This window comes from Colwellia sp. 1_MG-2023 (genome assembly GCF_030546755.1).
Lineage (GTDB): Bacteria > Pseudomonadota > Gammaproteobacteria > Enterobacterales > Alteromonadaceae > Thalassotalea_H.
Genome location: NZ_JAUOPE010000005.1, coordinates 216,309 through 231,647, shown reverse-complemented (window position 1 = coordinate 231,647; position 15,339 = coordinate 216,309). Strand labels below are relative to the sequence as shown.

The 15,339-nt window shown below is 34.7% G+C and carries 13 protein-coding genes and 1 other RNA gene; 3 read left to right on the top strand and 11 right to left on the bottom strand.

Annotated features, from left to right (window positions below; genetic code table 11):
* Positions 1-11: 11 nt before the first annotated feature.
* The 3 genes from Q4493_RS08040 to Q4493_RS08030 form a co-directional block, all read right to left on the bottom strand.
* Complete coding sequence (locus Q4493_RS08040) at positions 12-1,709, bottom strand: tetratricopeptide repeat-containing sulfotransferase family protein (RefSeq protein ID WP_303451328.1); 1,698 nt, start codon at positions 1,707-1,709, stop codon at positions 12-14.
* Between the two features lie 48 nt (positions 1,710-1,757).
* Entirely contained in the window at positions 1,758-3,398 is a 1,641-nt protein-coding gene (locus Q4493_RS08035) for a tetratricopeptide repeat-containing sulfotransferase family protein (RefSeq protein ID WP_303451325.1), read from the bottom strand.
* 96 nt (positions 3,399-3,494) lie between these two features.
* On the bottom strand, positions 3,495-6,356 hold the full coding sequence (locus Q4493_RS08030) for a TonB-dependent receptor (protein ID WP_303451322.1): 2,862 nt from the start codon (positions 6,354-6,356) through the stop codon (positions 3,495-3,497).
* Between the two features lie 572 nt (positions 6,357-6,928).
* Between Q4493_RS08030 and Q4493_RS08025 the strand changes: the two genes are divergently transcribed.
* From Q4493_RS08025 to Q4493_RS08015, 3 genes are all read left to right on the top strand, one after another.
* On the top strand, positions 6,929-7,705 hold the full coding sequence (locus Q4493_RS08025; protein ID WP_303451546.1) for a TSUP family transporter: 777 nt from the start codon (positions 6,929-6,931) through the stop codon (positions 7,703-7,705).
* A 10-nt stretch (positions 7,706-7,715) separates the two neighbouring features.
* Positions 7,716-8,321 carry a primosomal replication protein PriC gene (gene priC, locus Q4493_RS08020; protein WP_303451319.1) on the top strand — a complete coding sequence of 202 codons (606 nt, stop codon included), beginning with the start codon at positions 7,716-7,718 and terminating at the stop codon, positions 8,319-8,321.
* A 102-nt stretch (positions 8,322-8,423) separates the two neighbouring features.
* The gene (locus tag Q4493_RS08015; protein ID WP_303451316.1) at positions 8,424-8,687 is read left to right on the top strand and encodes a late competence development ComFB family protein; all 264 of its coding nucleotides are present in this window, start codon (positions 8,424-8,426) and stop codon (positions 8,685-8,687) included.
* On the opposite strand, the gene Q4493_RS08010 is transcribed toward Q4493_RS08015, so the two are convergent.
* The 8 genes from Q4493_RS08010 to phhA all read right to left on the bottom strand — a co-directional run bounded on the left by Q4493_RS08010 (position 8,684) and on the right by phhA (position 15,187).
* Positions 8,684-9,385, bottom strand: coding sequence for a PilZ domain-containing protein (locus tag Q4493_RS08010; protein ID WP_303451313.1), 702 nt, complete (start codon positions 9,383-9,385; stop codon positions 8,684-8,686). The genes Q4493_RS08015 and Q4493_RS08010 overlap by 4 nt on opposite strands.
* Before the next feature lie 295 nt (positions 9,386-9,680).
* Positions 9,681-9,777: signal recognition particle sRNA small type (gene ffs, locus Q4493_RS08005), an RNA gene on the bottom strand.
* Between the two features lie 78 nt (positions 9,778-9,855).
* Positions 9,856-10,437: a 1-acyl-sn-glycerol-3-phosphate acyltransferase gene (locus Q4493_RS08000; protein ID WP_303451311.1), complete on the bottom strand. Its 582-nt coding sequence runs from the start codon at positions 10,435-10,437 to the stop codon at positions 9,856-9,858.
* 8 nt (positions 10,438-10,445) lie between these two features.
* A complete protein-coding gene (locus tag Q4493_RS07995) occupies positions 10,446-11,297 on the bottom strand; it encodes a DUF3014 domain-containing protein (protein WP_303451307.1) in 852 nt (283 codons plus the stop codon).
* A gap of 237 nt (positions 11,298-11,534) precedes the next feature.
* Positions 11,535-12,173, bottom strand: coding sequence for a maleylacetoacetate isomerase (gene maiA, locus Q4493_RS07990; protein ID WP_303451305.1), 639 nt, complete (start codon positions 12,171-12,173; stop codon positions 11,535-11,537).
* A gap of 179 nt (positions 12,174-12,352) precedes the next feature.
* Positions 12,353-13,903 carry a transcriptional regulator TyrR gene (tyrR, locus tag Q4493_RS07985; protein ID WP_303451303.1) on the bottom strand — a complete coding sequence of 517 codons (1,551 nt, stop codon included), beginning with the start codon at positions 13,901-13,903 and terminating at the stop codon, positions 12,353-12,355.
* A gap of 114 nt (positions 13,904-14,017) precedes the next feature.
* Complete coding sequence (locus Q4493_RS07980) at positions 14,018-14,356, bottom strand: 4a-hydroxytetrahydrobiopterin dehydratase (RefSeq protein ID WP_303451301.1); 339 nt, start codon at positions 14,354-14,356, stop codon at positions 14,018-14,020.
* A 9-nt stretch (positions 14,357-14,365) separates the two neighbouring features.
* Positions 14,366-15,187, bottom strand: coding sequence for a phenylalanine 4-monooxygenase (gene phhA / locus Q4493_RS07975; RefSeq protein WP_303451299.1), 822 nt, complete (start codon positions 15,185-15,187; stop codon positions 14,366-14,368).
* Positions 15,188-15,339 lie beyond the last annotated feature (152 nt).

Here is a 15,339-nt window from a genome sequence, read left to right as displayed (position 1 = left end):
AATTACGATTGTTATTTATCGTTAACAGCTAACTCATTCAATAACTCAGCAATGTTATCTTCATACTTTTGCCATAAACCAACAGAGGTATCATAAATGGGTTGCCGTACTTGATAAGCACTCGCCGTTTTTATCACAGCTTCTGTTTGATGGAAGTTCAAACAAGCTTCTTCCCAGTCTAAATCACATACCTGTATTAATTTTTTAATTTCATCTTTTGGATTTTTTATCAGAGTTTCGTATTCAATATCATAGATAGATCCAGGAAAGTTATTATGCCAATGTTCCATCAGTTTTTGATACAACAGATGGAATTGACCGAGAGTTTTTAAGTTATATGCGAAACGGTAATTGTCAGTAGTAAAATTTCTTTTGAAAATTGACATACAATTATCTCTAGCATTTCTGACGCAGTGAATGATTTTAGCGTTAGGAAAAACAAGTTTTATAAATCCGACCATTAGCATGTTAAAAGGTAATTTGTCGGTGATATACTCTGAATTAGAATTAATACTCTCTAACTGTTTAAGGTATTCTTGTCCTATTCTTTCTAACTTTTCTTTTGGATAGTGCTCTAGAGGTGCAAATAGAAAGTTATTATTTTCTGTTAGAAAGTCTTCTGTTGAGTATTTAAAAAAGTGTTCTAATTCGCCCGCACCATGCACTTTTGAATGACTAGCTAAAACCTTTTCGACTAACGTAGTACCCGAACGAGGCATGCCAATAATAAAAATAGGCTTAGATGAATGTTGCGAGCTTAATGTTATTTTATCTATGCTATCTTTTGTAAAGGTATCAATAATATTTTGAAAAAACACTTTATCCGATTCGATAGTATAATTGTTTCTCGCATGTCGAAGATCATTACCTGTTTTTAAGTAATTAAATGCTTGGGAATAATCCTGTAAATCTTCATAAGCTTTAGATAAAGCAAAAGATAACTGAATTTTATTTTCAGTAGGTAGATTAGCTTTGTTGTATTCCTCTTGCATTAATGCAATATGTGGATCATTTTTATCAATATACTTATTAATAGTAGCAAAGGTAAAATGGGCTTGTGAATACTCAGGATAAATGGTGATTGCTTGTTGATAATATGCTTTTGCTTTTTCAAGTTTGCCTTGAGACTTTACAATATTCCCTAGTGTGTAAAGTGCTTTCACATTTTTACCATTTACTTTTAATTGTTTTTCAAATAAAGCCTGTGCTTTTCCTAGCTCATTTTTAACGATATAAATTTGCCCTAAGTGATCTTCTGCTTGCGAAAAGTTAGGGATAATAGCTAGTGCATTTAAACAAGATTGTTCACTTTCCTCGAGTTTTCCTATCTGTAAATAACAAAAACTTAAATTTAAATGACCAATGGCAAGTTTAGGCTTGGCACTAAGTGCTTGTAGATAATAAACAATGGCTTGTTTAAAATTGCGTTCAAATTTACATACATCCCCTAAAGCAATAAGAGCATCAGGAAAATTAGGGGATAACTGTAGAGCAAACATCCATAACTTTTTAGCTTCATCAATCCTGTTTGATTGAGCACAAATAACTGCAAGCTGTGAATAGACTTGTGGGATTTGAATGTGACTAGCTATTAGCTTTCTATATTCAGATTCAGCTAAAGGTATATTTCCTGCAGAAACAGCTTTTTCCGCTCTTTGCAAACAATCACGTTGTTGAGGAGTAATAGTCTGCTGCTTGTTAAAATTCATGATGTTATCCGTAAACAATAAGTTTTCGTTAAATATTTAATATTGGCGCTAATAGTCAAAAGAAAAATATTGCTGGTAATTTTTCCAACGACCAGAAGACCCTTTATATAAAGGTTGTCTCACCTGCCACACACTAGCAGTTTTTACTTGGTTATTTGCTTGATGAAAATTTAAACATGACTCTTCCCATGATAAATCGAAAAAAGAAATTAGTTCTCGTATGTTTACTTCAGGTTCACTAATTAGCTCATCATAATTAAAAGCTAAAATATCATCGCCAAATAATGACAACCAATGATTCATTAACTTTTCTTGTTGTTTATAAAAATGTAATGTGTTTTCTATTTTTGTTGCGTAGGACATTGATGAGCCTAACCTTAAAAAGAAAACTGATAAACAATTGTCAAAAATAAAACGTTTTGTCCAAATAATTTTTGCGTTGGGCATTAAGGTTTTTATTAATCCTAAGTACAAAAAATTATCTGGCCGTTTGTCCGTTAATAAATCCCCCCCCGATTTAAACTCTTTAACTTCATTCAAATAATCTGTTAAAAGCTTGTCTCTATTTGATGCAAATTTTTCCGGTACATCTAACGGAAAATCAGGAAAATCACTGAGGATTGAACGGTGAAAAAATTCTTGTTCCCCCCCGGAATTTACTTTCGAATGACTAGCAATTATTTGTTCGCATAATGTTGAGCCTGAACGAAACATACCACATATAAAGATCGGCGACTCTTTAGGTGTTTGATTAGAGAGCTGAGAAGTTGCTTTAAACCAATCTTGATTAAAAGTATTAATAATATTGTCAATATATTGTTCGAACTTTTCTGGCTCATAACGAGGTAAATACACTTGATCTAATTCATTGGCCTTTTGATAAAATGATGCGGCTAACTCATAGTCTTTACAATCGTCATGTGCTTTTCCTAATGCATAAGCAATATTAACTTTATCTTTTTTTTCAATATTATTGTCAGAAAAGATATCTTTCATGGTTTTAACGATTTCATCTTCTTTCGAATTAATTTTATAAATATCAGCTTGTCTTGCTAATGCATCAAAATTCTTCGGATTTTGACTAAACGCACTTTGAAACATAGAAAAAGCTGACTTTTTATCGCCTAATTGTTCATACACATTAGCTAAATTGTATTTTAATGAGTCTTGATTAGGATATTTTTCAATAGCGATTAATAATAGATCTATCGCCTTTTGAGGGGCTGATAAATGCTCACTGTAAATAATGGCGATATTTAAATAAACTTCATAGGCATCATTTATATTCAATGATAAGGCTTGCTTATAGTATTTTATTGCCTGTGAGAACTTTCCACAAAGTTTTAAATAATAACCGCAATTAAATTGATGATTAGCATTAGTTGGATGTTTCGCAGCTAGTTCTTTATATATATTTGCTAAATCACACCAACGTTTTTGAAAGCCATATAATTCAATTAATGGCTGAAAGTAACTATCTGTTGATGGTTGTATTTTTATCAATGCTAACAAGTGCTTTTCAGCCAAGACATGATTTTTTTGTTGAAAACCAGCTTTCACCATCACTTGGTGAGCTGTAACATTGTTTGGTTCAAGGTTAAGTATTTCTTCGATAACCTTGATACCTGCTTGCTGTTTATTTGAATTAAACAGAGTTATAGCATGATTAATAGATAATTCTTGTTTCATTGATTTACATTTAATTATAGCGTTAATAAAACTTTACCATAAAAAAAAGCGGCTAACTTTGCAGTTTGCCGCTTTATCTTGTTTTTTAACTTTTTATTAGAAAGTTAAAGAAACTGAACCGTGAATGTAACGACCTAATTGGTCATAAAATGCACCTGGGTCCATTGTGTTACCAGTCATTGGTGGCTCTTCATCTAAAATGTTATTAATACCTAAACGAGTAGTAATATTTTCAGATACTGTGTAACGAACACTCAAGTCAAGGTAAGTTTGAGAACCAATACCTGTACCTACTAAGTAATCATCGTTATCATCGCCATCGTAATCGCCGTTTGAAACTTCGCCATTGATACGTAATTTAGCATTTAAGCCAATATCGCCCATGTCGTAATTAGCATTGATTACACTTCTCCACTCTGGTTGAGGGAAACATTTAGCACTGATAGTACCAGAACAGTCGTAAATCGCTTCAGGGTTACCTGGAAGTGGTTCGTACTGTTTAGTCATCATGTAAGTACTAATTAAAGTAACGCTGAATGGGTTACCTGATAATTCAGTGTTGTAAGCTGCAGTAATATCTACACCTTCCCATTTACGGCTTGCAAGGTTAATGTTTGTTGCTGTGATAAAACCTTGTGTACCAGCCCAAAGACTACCACCATTGTTACGGTTAATGTTATCACAGAAAGCAGCGTTACCTGTTGTAGCACATTGCGTTAATGTTACGTCTTCACTAACTGTACCGATTACTTCATCAATTTCAATTTTCCAGTAATCTACTGAGAAATCAATTTCATCACTAAGTTGACCAACTAAACCTAGAGAGAAAGTATCAGCAATTTCAGGTGTTAATTCAGGGTTACCACCGTAAACACCGTTATATTGACCTGCAGGACTTGCCGCAATATTACCATATTGAGCAGCAGTTACACCGGTATTAGCACATTGTGCAGCTGTGAATGATGGAGTATCAGTAGCACACGGATCTTCACCAGACCATAAACCTAAACCTTGGCTAGCAAACATTTCACCAATGTTTGGAGAACGTACTGCACGGTTATAACTTGCACGTACTTTCCAATCATCAACTGGTGTCCAGTCTAAAGCTACTTTATAAGTTGGCTCTGAACCTGTTACATCGTAATCTGAATAACGGTAACCTAATTCAAGCACTAAAGACTCTGCAAATTCTTTACCTTCAAGTAAAGGAATACTTGCTTCTGTGTAAAGTTCACGAACTGAGTAGCCACCCACTAATGCATGAGTTGGACCACCTTGACCTAATAATAAACCTTTGTCGTATACTTCATCTACAACACGTTCATATTCTTCTTTTCTGTATTCTGTACCAAATACAACAGCAACAGGTGTATCAGCACCAGGCATTGTAAAATCTAACTCACCAGAAACGAAAGCACTAAAGATAAATTGGTCAGAAAGTTCGACCATTGAAGCAACACCCGTTAATAGGCCAGCTGATTCTTCTGTAACACCTTGGTAAGCAAATACTTCGTAAGGAATACAGTCAGCAGTATCAGCACAGCTTTCGCCATTAGCACTTAACGCTGTAGTAATACGTGGAGCGAAGAAATCGTTAATGTAAACGTTATCAACAGTAGTTGAACCTACTTGAATACTTGCATCGTAAGACCAAGAATCATTAAGTTCACCTTCAGTACCTAATACAACACGGAATGAATCATGTTGAATAATTGATGCACGAGCACCACCTTCAACGTTACGTTTTCCGATATAAGTTGCAAATTGATCGCCTGAAGATAAACCAAATGCATCTGTTAAGTAACCACGTTGTGCATCACTAAGTAATGGGCTATCGTAATCAATGCGGTATTCTTCGTTGAAGAAAGTACCTGATTCAGCGATTTGACCTTTAGTTTGATCACGCATGTACATAATTTCCATGTACGGCATGAAATTATCATTAATTTCGTAATTTACGAAAGAACCAAATGAGAATCTTTCATCTGGACGCATGAAGAAGTTAACTGGGTTATAGTTATATACATTACCAGATGAAGGTTGGAAATTACTATCAGAAGTTAATGTTAAATATTCGTAATTACCCCAATCAAAATGGCCATCGGCACCAATTGGACTTAAGTAAAAGTTAGGGATAACAGCATTACCAGAACCACCACATGAAGTCGCTGTTGCGTCTAGTGCACAAGAAGTGTAGTCACGAGTACCAAACTTCATTTCATTGTTACGCTTCCATGTTGCATATGTAACTGCATGACCTTTACCGTCAGCAAAGTCACTACCCATAGTAATTTCTATACCGAAGTTTTTACCTTCGATATCTGAACCACCTGAAGGATATTCGAAACCTTTTTCATCCATTAAACCTTGGATGTATGAGTTATCGTTATTATGTTGGTAACCACCACCAATGAAGTCAATTTCTAAACCTTCGAAGTCATCATCCATTACGAAGTTAACAACACCTGCAACCGCATCAGCACCGTATACAGAAGAACCACCACCGGTCATTACTTCAACACGCTTAACTAATGCACCAGGAATAGCGTTAGCATCGGCAGAACCACTTGAACCACCACCTGGTTGCATACGACGACCATTAATAAGTACTAATGTACGATGAGCGCCTAAACCACGCATATCGATGCCACCACGACCGCTAGCACCATTTGACGAGAAAATTGTTGAAGATGCTTCAATTTGAGGCAATGTGTTAAGCATATCTTCTACACGAGTCAAACCTGAAATTTCAATATCTTCAGCACTTGTTACTTGAATTGGGCTAGAAGTTTCCATATCGGCACGTTTAATACGTGAACCTGTAACTTCTATACGCTCAACTTTCTCAGCTGATTCTTCTTCAGCTGAAACTGATGATGTTGTAACTGCTGTTGCTGCGCCTGCACCAAAAATCATGGCAAGACGAACAGCTTTAGCTATTTTACTATTGCTATACATATTTTCTCCCTGGATCACTTTCGTGATTCTAGTGTTTAAAATCAAAGCTATATTGCTTTGTTTGTTTATAATTTTGGTCATTGACCTGATCTGTCAATATGGATAGTAAACTTAATTTCTATTTATGGTCAATACCAATTGTAACTATTCAGTAACATTAGTTACAAATTCACATACAAATTAATTTTTCAATATATATATATTTCAACAACTTAAAAATAAACCTAAACTTTACAATTTATAGGTTATAAAATTTCAACTACTGTAAAAATAAATATCAAAAACAAAATTAAATATTAATATCAATAAGTTAAAGACAACCCTCCACAAGTGAAGATCAAAAACAAGCGTTTCGAATAGTCACCAACAGATAATTATTAAATCATTAAGTTTCAATAACATATTAGAGAACATAACCTTTACGTAAAGATAAAGAGACATTATTGTATAAAAATCCTATTGATTAAATTGTAATAAGAGCAAAACAACACCTAAATAGCAGGTTCTGTTCAGTTAACATTATGCTAAACTCCATTCTTTTAGATAATCATAGACTGGAAATATTGCCTTTAATGGATGTTGTATTGAATTTTGAGTTATGGATAACACTTTGTAGCGTAGGGTTTCTCGCCGGGCTAATTGATGCTATAGCAGGCGGTGGCGGTATGTTGACGATACCCACATTGCTAACAGCAGGACTTCCTCCTCATGTAGCATTAGGTACAAATAAACTTGCTGCCACGTTTGGCTCATTTACCGCTTCAATAACATTCTATAGAAAAAAACTTTTTGATATAAAATTTTGGCGTACATCCATCCTATTTACTGCTATTGGCGCAATTGCAGGCACCATAATGGTAAAATACCTATCAATTGAGTTTTTAGATAAAGCATTACCTATTCTAATAATCTCTACTGCTATATACACATTACTCGCAAAAGGGACCGTTTATAACGACAAAGGCTTACCCGAAGAAACCAAAGGATTGAAGGCAAAACAAGCATCTCAAGGATTAATTTTAGGATTTTATGATGGTGTCGCAGGCCCCGGAACAGGCGCTTTCTGGACTTCATCTTCCAGTGCGCTTTATAAAATAAATATCCTACTTAGTTGTGGATTAGCGCGTTCGACAAATTTTGTCAGTAACTTTTTTAGTTTATTAACGTTTATATATCTAGGATATGTCAATTTATTACTTGGTGTAACTATGGGTATTTTTATCATGCTTGGTGCATGGGTTGGTTCGCATTGGGCCATTAAGTTTGGTAATAAATTTATACGTCCTGTTTTTATAACAGTCGTGGTTGGTATGTCATGTAATTTAGGTTACCAAGCCTGGCTTCAATAGGCCTATATCTATGAAAACCTCTTCATTAACAAAAATACAAGAGATATTAGCTAACTTACATGCACAAGCTGTGAATATAGATATGGCTAACAGTAAAAGTAAGTCATTCTCACTACGTAAAGATAGTCCTATTTTCTCTGAAACTCTCTTTAGTACAAATAGCGATAAGCTTTCCCATTACGTTGATGAAGTCATTAATAAATCAAAAGAATTATTCGCATTAATCAAGGCGAACAAAGTACAATTTTCTTATGCACGATTAGCATTAATAGAACAACAAATATCGGCAATAAAAAATGCAATTGATGCTAACGATGCTCAAAATAACGCCTCTAAACAACATTTAAAAATGCTGAAAGATAAAAAATATCGCCAAGCTGCTCAGTCATTAATACTACCCAGCCAAACTTTATATCAAAAGCTCTCAGAAACCCATGAATTTGAACGACGTTTGTTAGACATGCTTGAACAAAAGCAAATTCAATTTTCTCAAGCAAATCAAAAGGCAAAAGATAAAATATCTGATGAATTATTGATTATACATCAACGATTAGGCAGGTGCCGCCAGGCGATATCCAAACTTGAAAGACAAATTGAAGTCAGCGAAAAACGTTAAGTTTTCTTAAACTTTAAAAAAGTTGGTTTTACTCAATAAAATCATTAGCTTTTTATTTCATCTAGCATTAGGCTTAATACAAAGTAACTCAAGAGGTTAATCATGAAAATTTCAGATGATATTCATAATTATTATGAAAAATTAGTTGTTCTACATTTTGCTGCGTTAAAGCTTGAAGAAAAGTATGATGCGGACTTTATTGCAGATTTAACTTGTGTAGTTTTAAATCAATTACCTAACAGATATATTAGACATGAAGTTGATATGGCCTTTTATTTACCTGCGTCTGAGCGCTTTGAAATGGAAAGTAACGTAAAAGTAGCAATAAATAAATCTTTAGAGTTTATGAAATTGCATAACAATTAACTTTGTAAACTACTTTGATCGATAAATAGGTGATCAAGCAAGGATAATACTTGTTTATCACCTTCTTTAAATTGAATCCCCACATTCACTCTCCCATGTTCATTTCTACTGTTACAAACTCTCGCAGGGATCAAAATTTCTCCTTTACTATGGTGAGCTACACAGACAAAAATATCTCGTTCGTTAACTTTTATTGAATCGCTATCCGCTTTAAAGGTAAAACCACAACCTTGCAATGATAAATCACCAATAATACCATTAATTCTTACGTTACTTTGATTAGGCTCATTCAGTGAGATTGCAGCAGGGAGATGCATTGTTATGCGTTGGTGAAGACGTAGTTGTCTATTTTCAATTTTTTTTGGATAAGATAAAATTAGAAACTTTTCCGGCTTTTGTGTGATTGTTCTTATGGTTGCTCTAAAAGCAAAACAGCATCCTTTATCACCTTCTAACAAGTACCTGACCACCACAACATTGCCTTCAACAAGTACATCACTATACGTTGTTACACTCGGTACATTAGGGTATTTTAAAATAATATAATTACCGAGTTCATAACCAATTAAAGGTACTTTAAGGCGAACTTGAACAGGATGGTTTATTTGAATGTCCAATATTTTTCCCGGAAGGAGTTCAAATATATCAATTTTATTCGTTTTTTCTTGCTCTGTAGGCTCAACCAATTCGAGGGTCATTTAACTTCCTTATTAGATAAACGTACAATAATATAAACAAACCAATTAAAACTGACAACTAGTAATTGAACTTTAAATAACAAATTATTTATATCGAAAACAATAATCTAGCAAAATAAGGCGTCATGGTTAACCATTATTTATAATACGTTCTTTAATATTAGATTAATAAGATACGAATAAATACCATTTCGACAATGAAGATAAGGGATATTAGTCGCTTTCATGTAGCACCTCATGTAGCAAAAAGCTAATAAGATGTGTAAGTCGTTGATTTAATTGAATTGGGTGGCGACTTCTCCAGCCACACTCCGGCACATGAGTCGTCTGCTGCGGTTGCTTCCTTCCGGACCTGGCCGAGTTCACAGAGTATCATTGCGAAGGGACCGAAAAAGTCACCATAGAACTGCTATTTAGCGGCAAGGATTATCGCTAATACTGTTAGGTGATGCAAGCACTACCCGTAAAAATCATACTAAGTGGGGATTTTTTGCACAAACATCAATAAATTCTGCTTTAATTTCCGTTAAAGCGCTGTCGATATTATCTTTGACAAAATAAGGGTGATGAATTTTTACTTCTTTTTTCTTAAAGTCGAGGCTTATTGGTACGATAGGAATGTTTGCTTGTTGAGCAATGATTAGGAAACCTGTTTTCCATTGTTTCGTTTTACTTCGAGTACCTTCAGGAGATAAGCCTAAAATCATTGCTTGGCTTTGATTAAAAAGCTCAACCATTTGGCCAACAATTCCTTGTGGGTGTTGCCTATCAATAGGAACGCCCCCTATTTTTAATAAAAACCATCGTAATGGCCAAACAAAAATGCTCTTTTTTCCCATAAAAGTGACCTTTAAATTCAGTGCAAGCATCACTAAAACTGAAACGATAAAGTCCCAATTAGAAGTATGTGGAGCAACCGCAAGGATAAACTTACGTTCATGAGGAAGCTCTCCTACGATTTTCCAGCCAAATAAAGTCAATAACTTATATGAAAACATGCTCACAAAACGGTAGTTCGTTTGTGGAACTTCAACAGGTACTTGAGGAAGCAAAATAACCTCTATTTATTTTCTCTAGCGATTTTTTCGCTAATTTCAAGTAGAACAGACTTGATCACCAATAAATTTTCTTTCCCGAGACGCAGCATTAATTTTTCAGCATCATCGAGTCTTTCAATTTCTTCATTTTTAAATTGATACATCACACTAGGACGAATTAACTCAATGCGATCTTTAGGTATTTCCATATCAAGTACTTTAGTAATAGCGTCTTGTAAAATATCAGTAAAGTTTTCTTCGGGATAACCTAATTCTTGATAAGCTTCATCGACTAATGGTTTTAATTCGAAATACCAACTGACTAAAGTTTCACTATCAACGGAACGTAATAAATCAACATATAAACTAAAACGCCTAGAAGATGTTTCATCCCAATTAATAATTATTTCACCATTTTCATTTATTTCACGACCAGAAAATGAAGTAGTTGGTTTAATTAAAGGACTATGTTCATACGCTAATATTCCTTGCGAAAAATTATCCGTGAAAACAACAAATCGACGGATCATATCGTCATCTATTACTAATTTGAGTAATTCTTTTCGCCAAGTTATCGTGGGAAGCTTTTCTTCTAACCACGCATCACTTTCATCAAGTGTCGGCAATAGAGATTCTGGCTCTACTACCGGTTGTTCTATCACTTCTTCAACAATAGGCTCTTCAATAACTTCAGGTTCAACCTTTTCAGGTGCAGGAGGTGGTACTTCAACGACTTCTTCTACCACTGGCACTTGAATTACAGGCGTAACTTCATCTTCAGATAATACGAACCAAAGTGTGATGAGGATAACAATCGTAATTCCAACAATAATACCCCATGGAACCGAAGATGATGTAGATTGAGAGTTTTCCATAATGACCTTAATGTAAGTTACTTTAAAACGAAAGCATCACCCTATGGATTTACCAATAATAAAACTTTGTTGAGGTGAAGAGACTATTGCAACGCTTTTTATGAAACGATGCAAGTACATTTATCAAATAAAGCCAATAAAACCTGACTTAAATGTAACAATATTAAATCTACTGTTTGGCTAATTTATCAGTGATAAAAATTAAACCACTTGCATCAATACTAACATCATACAAACTTATAAAGCATCAGCCTGATTTTCGGGTAATGATTTTATAAAAGCGGGAAGCTGGTTACAACGTTCAACTATGCTATTAATAAGAGGAAATGAAGTCATATCAAGTTTAAAACGATTAGCGTTATACACTTGAGGAACTAAACACAGATCAGCCATAGTAACTATATCTCCAAAACAATATAACCCTGCTGTTTTTGCTAGCTTTTTCTCTAATGCGGTAAAACCTTTTCCCATCCAATAATGGCTCCATTGCAATTTTGCTGGTTCATCACAATTCAATTCATTGACTAGATATTGCTGGACTCTTAAGTTATTCACCGGATGGATCTCGCAAGCGATATCTAATGTGAGTCCTTGAACGATAGCCTTCTCTGCGTAGTTATTTGGATATAACGGTGTGACCGGAAACTTATTATCTAAATATTCAATAATAGCTAAGGATTGATTTAACACGAGGTCACCATCAACAAGTGTCGGCACAAGATGTGTAGGATTCAAATTCTCATATTCTAGAGAATGTTGTTCTCCACCATTTTTTACTAAATGAACGGGGATAGATTCTACTTCAATATTTTTTAAATTTAACGCAATGCGAACCCGATAAGCAGCAGAAGATCGCCAATAACCATATAGTTTCATAACCGTACTCTGTAAAAATAATGTATTGCACTATGGTAAGTCATGAAAAAAAGCAGACCAATCTCCCATGACTAATTATCTTAGTTGAAATTGTTAGGCATTCTTTACATTCAAGTGTAATTAAACAACTTGCGACGGAATAAAAAATGCAATTTAACCCTATGACGACACGGCCGTAGTTATATTTTTACCGTTTTTTTATTAATATCATATTCACGAAGCTTATTGGCTATAGCAGTATGACTTAACCCCAGTTTTTTGGCTAACTGACGTGTACTTGGGTACGCAGGGTATAGTTTTCTTAATAGATCAGCTTCAAAGCCTTTAACAGCGGCATCAAGAGTACCTTCAAACTCTTGCTCTAAATAACCATGTTCACGCGTATACGCAGGTAACTGCAAATGATTGGTCATAATAACATTGCCTTCCATTAGTGACACTGCACGAATTAACACATTTTCTAATTGCCTAACATTGCCCGGCCATGGGTAATGTTCAATAAAATCTCGACAATCATCCGATATAGTAATATTCGATTTACCTATCCGTTGAGAAAATTTAGCGATAAAAAACTCAGCAAGAGGAATAATATCAGAGCGACGTTCTCGTAATGATGGAATATTAAGCCCCAAAACATTTAAACGATAATATAAATCTTCTCTAAATTCACCTTGTGACACCATTGTTAATAAATCATGGTTAGTTGAGCTGATAATTCGCACATTAACCGTAATTTCATTTTCATCGTCAACACGTCGAAAAATACCATTTTGTATCACCCGTAAAAGCTTTATCTGTAGCTTTGGTGACATCTCCCCTACTTCGTCTAAGAAAATAGTGCCGCCATCGGCTAATTCAAACAAACCTTTTTTACTATTTTTAGAATTAGGTGAACCTATACCGAATAATTCCGTTTCAGCCACTTCATCTGGTAACGAGGCGCAATTTAATGTCATAAATGGTTTTTCAGTTCTATCACTAGCAGCATGACAAGCATGGGCTAATAATTCTTTTCCCGTACCTGTTTCACCAACAATCAGCATAGAAGAATCAAGTAACGACATACGTTTTGCTTCGCGAATCACTTTACGCATACTGCCACTGGTTGCTTGAATACCAGCAAAACTATTTTCATTTGCTTGTTTAAAGGCATTTATTTGTTGGCCTAAACGGGCTTCAGATTTAAGTATCAAAACCGCGCCTGCAAGCACAGGTTCACCAATATTATCGGTGACATGTATTGGAATGATATCGGCAACATAATCATCGTCGATAAACTTTAACCGACGTGTTTGCGCAAATACTTCGTCACTGTCTAACCAGCGGTTAAAATTAAACCCTTTAACCCATTGATTAATATTTTCACCAACTATGTCACTTTCACTACAATTAACGAGTGACGCAGTAATATTATTTACTATGCGCACATGTCCTTTCGCATCAATAGAGATGAAAGGATCAGGGAAAGTTTTGATTAGTGTTGAAAGCTCGTTTTTTTCTCGCTCAGAAGGCATATATGGAGTAGTTTTAACATCAAGCACTCCTTCTATTAACCTCAACTGCGGCATAAAAGTTTGTAATTCTGAGAATTCTAAATCAGGAATATTAATATAAATTTTACCTGGCTGCTTTAATTCGATGCCACGTAAATCTATCTGGCGCTCAACAAATATAGTTAACACATCTTGGGCAATACCGACACGGTCTTGACAGCCAATTTCCAAACGCATTTAATTATCCTCAAAAATTTTGATTAACGGTTTATTGTAAACTAATTTTTACAATAAAAAAAAGCCCCTGATTTACAGAGGCTTTTTATTTTTCTGATTAGTTGTAACTAAATATTACAATAATTTATCTGTTTTGGCAGCGCAGATAAAATCATTCTTATGTAGCCCTTTTATAGCATGGGTCCACCACGTAACAGTAACTTTCCCCCACTCTAACAATGTCGCGGGATGATGAAACTCTTCCTCAGCTAGTTCTGCAACTTTATTGGCAAATGCCCATGCTTGTTTATAGTTTTTAAACTTATAAACGCGTTCAAGCATCATAATACCATCGCGAACTTCAGGAACCCAATCAGGCAATTGCGACATTAATTCACTTAATTCTTCATCACTTACTTTAGGAGCGTCAACATGACATGCTTCACACTGTTGTGCAGATAATTGAGAACTCATTATTATTCCTTAACTTGCTATTTTTGATGCTTTAGGTGAAAACTTGGCTTCAAACAAACCTAACGACTTAGCCTGTTCAATTAACGCCATGATATCTTCCACTTCGTATTTTCTAATGTCGTCTAAATCACTTACTTTATTCAGCATATAATAAACGGGCTGCATAATATCTATTCGATAAGGCGTTCTTAACACATCAAGAATATTATCAGCACATAATGTCTTTCTTTCAACGTTTTCATCATGAAGCGCATATTTAGTTTCACTTGGCGAAGAGATAATTCCGCCACCATAGACTCTTAAGCCATCAGGAGTATCTAACAAACCAAATTCAACGGTAAACCAGTATAATCTTGCCAAGAAAACCCGTTGTTCTTTTGAGGCATTTAAGCCCATTTTACCGTAAGCTTCTGTATAATTGGCAAACGATGGGTTCGTTAACAATGGACAATGGCCAAATATTTCATGAAAAATATCAGGTTCTTGTAAGTAATCGAATTCTTCACGAGAACGAATGAACGTTGCTACTGGGAATTTTTTTTCTGATAATAATTTAAAAAACTGACCAAAACCTATCAATGCTGGAACAGGCTCACATACCCAACCAGTCGACTCTTTTAAAACACGACTTACTTCTTCCAATTGCGGAATGCGATCAGTAGGTAATTTTAATTTTTCTAACCCCTCAAGATACTCATCACACGCAGTACCCTTAATACAGGAAAGTTGTCTTTGTATTAATTCTTGCCAAACGTTATTTTCTTCTTCAGACCAATGAATGATACCTTGTTCGTCTGGTACTCTAGAGACGTATTGTGTCGCCTTTGCCATGATTCAAACCTTAAATAAATTTAAATTAACTCAACAGTTTTTAAGTCATCTTATTATTTAGCTGTTGAGCTATTTTGCTTAAGATCATCATAAGCTAGAGTCATAAGAAAAATCACCAAACATAATTCGGCTGTTTTTTATACGATATGATT

Bases quoted from the DNA above. Each gene is read 5' to 3' on its own strand.
- Q4493_RS08030 (WP_303451322.1), bottom strand. From the start codon at position 6,356: ATGTATAGCAATAGTAAAATAGCTAAAGCTGTTCGTCTTGCCATGATT.
- Q4493_RS07995 (WP_303451307.1), bottom strand. From the start codon at position 11,297: ATGGAAAACTCTCAATCTACATCATCTTCGGTTCCATGGGGTATTATT.
- Q4493_RS08010 (WP_303451313.1), bottom strand. From the start codon at position 9,385: ATGACCCTCGAATTGGTTGAGCCTACAGAGCAAGAAAAAACGAATAAA.
- Q4493_RS08015 (WP_303451316.1), top strand. From the start codon at position 8,424: ATGAAAATTTCAGATGATATTCATAATTATTATGAAAAATTAGTTGTT.
- maiA (WP_303451305.1), bottom strand. From the start codon at position 12,173: ATGAAACTATATGGTTATTGGCGATCTTCTGCTGCTTATCGGGTTCGC.
- Q4493_RS08025 (WP_303451546.1), top strand. From the start codon at position 6,929: ATGGATGTTGTATTGAATTTTGAGTTATGGATAACACTTTGTAGCGTA.
- Q4493_RS08040 (WP_303451328.1), bottom strand. From the start codon at position 1,709: ATGAATTTTAACAAGCAGCAGACTATTACTCCTCAACAACGTGATTGT.
- tyrR (WP_303451303.1), bottom strand. From the start codon at position 13,903: ATGCGTTTGGAAATTGGCTGTCAAGACCGTGTCGGTATTGCCCAAGAT.
- Q4493_RS07980 (WP_303451301.1), bottom strand. From the start codon at position 14,356: ATGAGTTCTCAATTATCTGCACAACAGTGTGAAGCATGTCATGTTGAC.
- phhA (WP_303451299.1), bottom strand. From the start codon at position 15,187: ATGGCAAAGGCGACACAATACGTCTCTAGAGTACCAGACGAACAAGGT.
- priC (WP_303451319.1), top strand. From the start codon at position 7,716: ATGAAAACCTCTTCATTAACAAAAATACAAGAGATATTAGCTAACTTA.
- Q4493_RS08035 (WP_303451325.1), bottom strand. From the start codon at position 3,398: ATGAAACAAGAATTATCTATTAATCATGCTATAACTCTGTTTAATTCA.